The organism is Saccharopolyspora sp. NPDC050389 (assembly GCF_040655595.1).
GTDB lineage: Bacteria > Actinomycetota > Actinomycetes > Mycobacteriales > Pseudonocardiaceae > Saccharopolyspora.
Map to the genome: position 1 here is coordinate 1 of NZ_JBFAKG010000204.1, position 4,309 is coordinate 4,309.

The 4,309-nt window shown below is 68.5% G+C and carries 5 protein-coding genes; all 5 read right to left on the bottom strand.

The window, feature by feature from the left end; genetic code table 11:
- On the bottom strand, positions 1 to 350 hold a 350-nt coding region (locus tag AB0I53_RS49305), incomplete at its 3' end, for a DUF222 domain-containing protein (RefSeq protein ID WP_358618095.1).
- A gap of 221 nt (positions 351 to 571) precedes the next feature.
- The gene (locus tag AB0I53_RS49310) at positions 572 to 865 is read right to left on the bottom strand and encodes a DUF1330 domain-containing protein (protein ID WP_248966384.1); all 294 of its coding nucleotides are present in this window, start codon (positions 863 to 865) and stop codon (positions 572 to 574) included.
- Positions 866 to 989: 124 nt separating this feature from the next.
- Positions 990 to 2,432 (bottom strand): MFS transporter, encoded by a 1,443-nt coding sequence (locus AB0I53_RS49315; RefSeq protein ID WP_358618098.1) that lies wholly within the window; start codon positions 2,430 to 2,432, stop codon positions 990 to 992.
- A gap of 26 nt (positions 2,433 to 2,458) precedes the next feature.
- Positions 2,459 to 2,917: a MarR family transcriptional regulator gene (locus tag AB0I53_RS49320; RefSeq protein ID WP_358618100.1), complete on the bottom strand. Its 459-nt coding sequence runs from the start codon at positions 2,915 to 2,917 to the stop codon at positions 2,459 to 2,461.
- 68 nt (positions 2,918 to 2,985) lie between these two features.
- Positions 2,986 to 3,858, bottom strand: coding sequence for a transposase (locus AB0I53_RS49325; protein WP_358618102.1), 873 nt, complete (start codon positions 3,856 to 3,858; stop codon positions 2,986 to 2,988).
- Positions 3,859 to 4,309 lie beyond the last annotated feature (451 nt).

Here is a 4,309-nt window from a genome sequence, read left to right on the forward strand (position 1 = left end):
CCCTCGGACAAAGCGGCAGCGGTGTGAGGCAGGTCGGCGGGCATGAGCTCGCCGTGCAGGGTGTACCGGTCCTCAACATTGCGGGCCACTGTCACCCGGGTTTTCGCGTCACGAGCATCGATGTTGAGCAGCCCTTGCAACCAGACTTGCAGCGACCGGGAACCGGTCTCGGCGTGGATGCCCCGGTGGTCGGCTTCGGCGATGTACTGCAACTGCTCCCACATCAACACCCGCATCTCTTGTTCCAAGCTTTGGATGCGGGCGGTGAGTTCGGCATCGGAGCATGACACCACCAACTGTGAGGGCATCGCCTCCGCGGTCGAGTCCTGGGCATTCACCAACGGCGGCATGCCACAATTATCCCTGACTCGAACACGCGTTCGCACGTTTTTTAAGGTCGCTTGATCAGGTGAAACACCCACCACCGTTCACGAAAACCCCGCCGCGTCAACACAAACGCCAGCGCGCCGAACCCGCAACGCCCCCATCGTCGGCCGCGATCGACCGCTGCGCCGTGACTCGTGAGCACTTTGATACGGCTTCGTGTTCGTCGCCGACGCAGCCTCGATCGTCAGTCGAGGCCTTCGATGATGCGGAAGTCGCGCTCGACGCCGTCAGCAAGTGCGGCCAGCGCCTCCTGGTAGGCCGCACTCGCATGTGCGGCGACCGCCTGTTCGAAGCTGTCGAACTCGATCAGGACGGTGCGCTCGGCGATTCCGGCGTCGTGTGCGACGACCCGGCTGCCGCGGGCGAGCAGCCGCCCGCCCGCGGCCTCGACGGCTGGACCAGCCAGCTTGTTGTAGGCAGCCAGCTTCTCGGGGTCCGCAATGGTGCGGTAGGCGCTGACCCAATAGCCCTTGACCACGGTACCTCCTGTGTTCGGAATTGATGCTCAGAAGCATGCTCAGATCCATGGCCGGCGCGCTGTGGGTCAGCGAGCCGACGGAGACGGCGTCGAAGTCGGACGGCTTCGATCCTCAGCTTCCGGTTCAACTCGACCGGCCCAGGCCCGGCACACCGACTGGGGCTGTGATCGGATTGGTCTCGGGTGAGCGTCGGCGGGCGAGGGCGAGGCTGGCCATCGTCGTGATCGCCATCGCGGCGACGCCGACCAGCGCCGCGGTCGTGAAGGCGTCGTCGTTCGGGAAGAGGCGGCCCGTGGCGGTGCCGGCGGCCAGGACCAGACCGCCGATGGCGCTGCCCAGGGAGTACCCGACGCTGCGGACGACGTAGTTGAAGCTCATGGCGCTCGACGTCTCGCTCTTGGGGGTGACGGCCAGGATGACGCCGGGCATGGCGGCCGAGAAGCTGCCGACGCCGAAGCCCAGCACGCCCATGGCCGCGAGCAGTTCGGCCAGGTTGGACCGGGCGGTGGCGAACAGGACGAACCCGCCGCCGACGATGGCGGCGCTGCCGGCCAGGAGCAGGGGGCCGTCGATCCGTTCGCGGACCCGCGGCGTGAGCTTGCCGGCGACGAACCCCAGCACGGAGAACGGGATGAGGACCAGCCCTGCCACGAAGGTGGTCAGTCCGAAGCCGTAGCCGGCGCTGTGCGGCGTCTGCGCGTAGCGGGTGATGAGCGTGAGCAGGAGGTACATGCCGCTCCCGCCGACGAACATGGCGATGTTCGCCCCGGCGACCGCCGGGTGCCGTACCGCCCGGACGTCGACCAGGGGCGTCTTGGTTCGCAGTTCGGAAACGGTCCAGACGCAGAGCAGGAGTACGGCGGCGACGGCAAGGGTCACCGCCACGGCGAGGTGTCGGCTCCACAGGCTCCTCTCGCCGGCCAGGAACAGGACGAGGAGTAGTCCACCCGCCAGGACGAGCGCACCGGCCACGTTCACGTGAGCGGAGCGGCCTTCGGGAGCTGCGGGCATGGAGCGCCACGCGGTCACGAAGGCGATGGCGGTGACGAGCAGGCCGAGGCCGTAGGCGGCCCGCAGTCCGCCGAACTCGGCGAGCAGCGCGGCCAGCGGGTAGCCGACGCCGGCTCCGATGATGGAGACCACTGAGATCAGGGCGATCGTGGCCGCGCTGCGCTCCTCGGGAAGATGGTCGCGGGCCACGCCCATCATCAGCGCCGTGAGACCGAGTCCGACGCCTTGGGCCGCTCTGCCCACGAGCAGCCAGGCGAACGGCAGCGGCAGCACGGTGAGCGCGCTGCCGACGACGACGATCGCCAGCGTGGCGAGAATCGTGGCCCGCCGGTGCGGACCGGCTCCGAGCCGGCCGAGGACGGGTGTGGCGACGGCGCCGCTGAGCAGGGCGATGGTCAGCGTCCACTGCGCGCTGTCGAGGGAGACGTGGAACGTGGTCGCCACGCTGGTGATGAGCGGCGTCCCGAGGCTGGCGACCGCCGCCACGACCAGGGCGATGAACATCAGGGCGGGGACCAGCAGACGTGCCTCGGAACGTATCAGGGCAGTGCTCATGGGCTGGTCATGAGCCTGGGCCGCGGTCACCGGTCCGACTCCTCTCGGGCGTGGCTTTCGAGCTCCGCCAGATGCAGCAGCGCCGGAAGGGCTGCTGCCAAGGCCTCGACCTCGTCACCGGTGAGTTCGTCGATCAACCGCGCGTACGCGTCGACGCCCGCCTGGCGTCGCGTCCGGACGTACGACGCGCCGGCCTCGGTCAGGCACACCAGCGTGACCCGCTTGTCGGACGGATCGCCCTTCCGCTCGACCAGCCCGGATTCCTCCATCACCCGGACCAGGACGGTCATCGCGGGCTGGGTGACGCCCTCGGCCACCGCCAGATCGGTGATCCGTCGCGGGCCGGCCTTGTCCAGGGTGGCCAAGGTGGCGGCGGACGTCAGGCTCATGTCGCGGGGAAGGCGTCTCACGGCCCTGGTGGCCAGACCGTAGAGGGCTGACCCGATGGCATCGGAAGCGCCGTGCGCGGCGTCTCGGCGACTCATGCCTGAAGCATAGCAGATTTATATGAATCCTTTATGCATCTCCCGATCAGGGTTCGGCGATACTTGACTTACAACGCGTTCGCGTAAAGATGAACGGCGTCGGTTTTGATCGCCCTGTTGATCCCTTCGGAGGCGGCGTTGGTGACGCCGGTCGTGATCGCGGCGAGGATCTGCGGCCACCACGTGCTGACGTGCGGCAGCGAGTCGCGCACCGCGGCTTTGAACACGGTGCACATGTCGATCGCGACCACCTGGACCCCGGCCCGCCACTGGCGAGTCTGGGCGCCGATCCACGCCGACACACTCGCCGCGGTGCGGCCCTCGACCTGCCCCAGCAGCCCGGCACCGCCGACCAGGTCAACCAGCCCGACATGCCACCGGTCGGCGACGACTTCCCAGATCTCACCGCCGTCGGGCGCCTCGACCAGGCGGAACTTCGCCTTCCCGCGTCGGGTCTCGTCGATCCCCAGGTGCGTCACCGGCGGCGTGTCCTTCGGCAGCGCAGCCTCGGCCGCGGCCGTGAACGCGGTGTTCGCCACCGGCCACGACACCTCGAAGTCGCGCGCGGCCTGCACCACCGTCCGTCCGCGGTCGGCGACCGCTTCCCCGACCGAGGTACGCAGCCGCGACGTCAACCGCGACCGCGGTGGGATCGACGGCAGCGCCTCGGTGAACGTCTTGCGCCGGCACTGCTCGTTGACGCACCGCCATCGGCGCTTGGTCCAGGTCAGACCGGTTCGCCGCCCGGCCACGGGCAGGTCCCGCGGACGAGTGCGTACCCAGGAGTGCGGCCGCCCGGACCGCACCCCACAGTCGGGACAGCATCGGGCCTGCTCATCGCAGGTGACCAGGGCCAGCATCGGAATGTCGTCGGCGCCGACCTCGACGCCGACCACCTCCACCCCGACCAAGCCGAACAGCCGCGTCGTATCGTTGGACAAGCCCGTGGCCCTTCACGTGATCCTTCAAGCGTCGCAACTCGAAGAATCACAGAGCGTCACGGGCGTTCTGCACCCGTCAAGACCCTGACAGCGGACCGTGCCCACCGGGCACGGTTAAGTTCGAAGACCCACTTTGATCCGCCATAGCGATCCAAAGTACGCACGACCCACCCCCGAACCCGACGCGATCACCACACGCCGAAGCGCCCCCGATGAATAACCGCCCCACAACGACTCCGGCAACCCACCAAAGAAAGCCGACCACGAACCAAAACCGCGACGGATCAACCCGAAACCGAACCGCCACCAGCCCCAGCCGAGCCGGAAACCGCCGCCCCGCAACGCAAGACGCCAACGTGCCAGACCACACCGGGCCATCCCCGCGATAGAAAGCCGAACCGGGGCTGCGGGCCGGATGTCAAGCCGTTCACCCCCGAAGGGGCGGCCGCAA

Coding starts and splice junctions, on each gene's coding strand:
- AB0I53_RS49320 (WP_358618100.1), bottom strand. CDS start 2,917: ATGAGTCGCCGAGACGCCGCGCACGGCGCTTCCGATGCCATCGGGTCA.
- AB0I53_RS49315 (WP_358618098.1), bottom strand. CDS start 2,432: ATGAGCACTGCCCTGATACGTTCCGAGGCACGTCTGCTGGTCCCCGCC.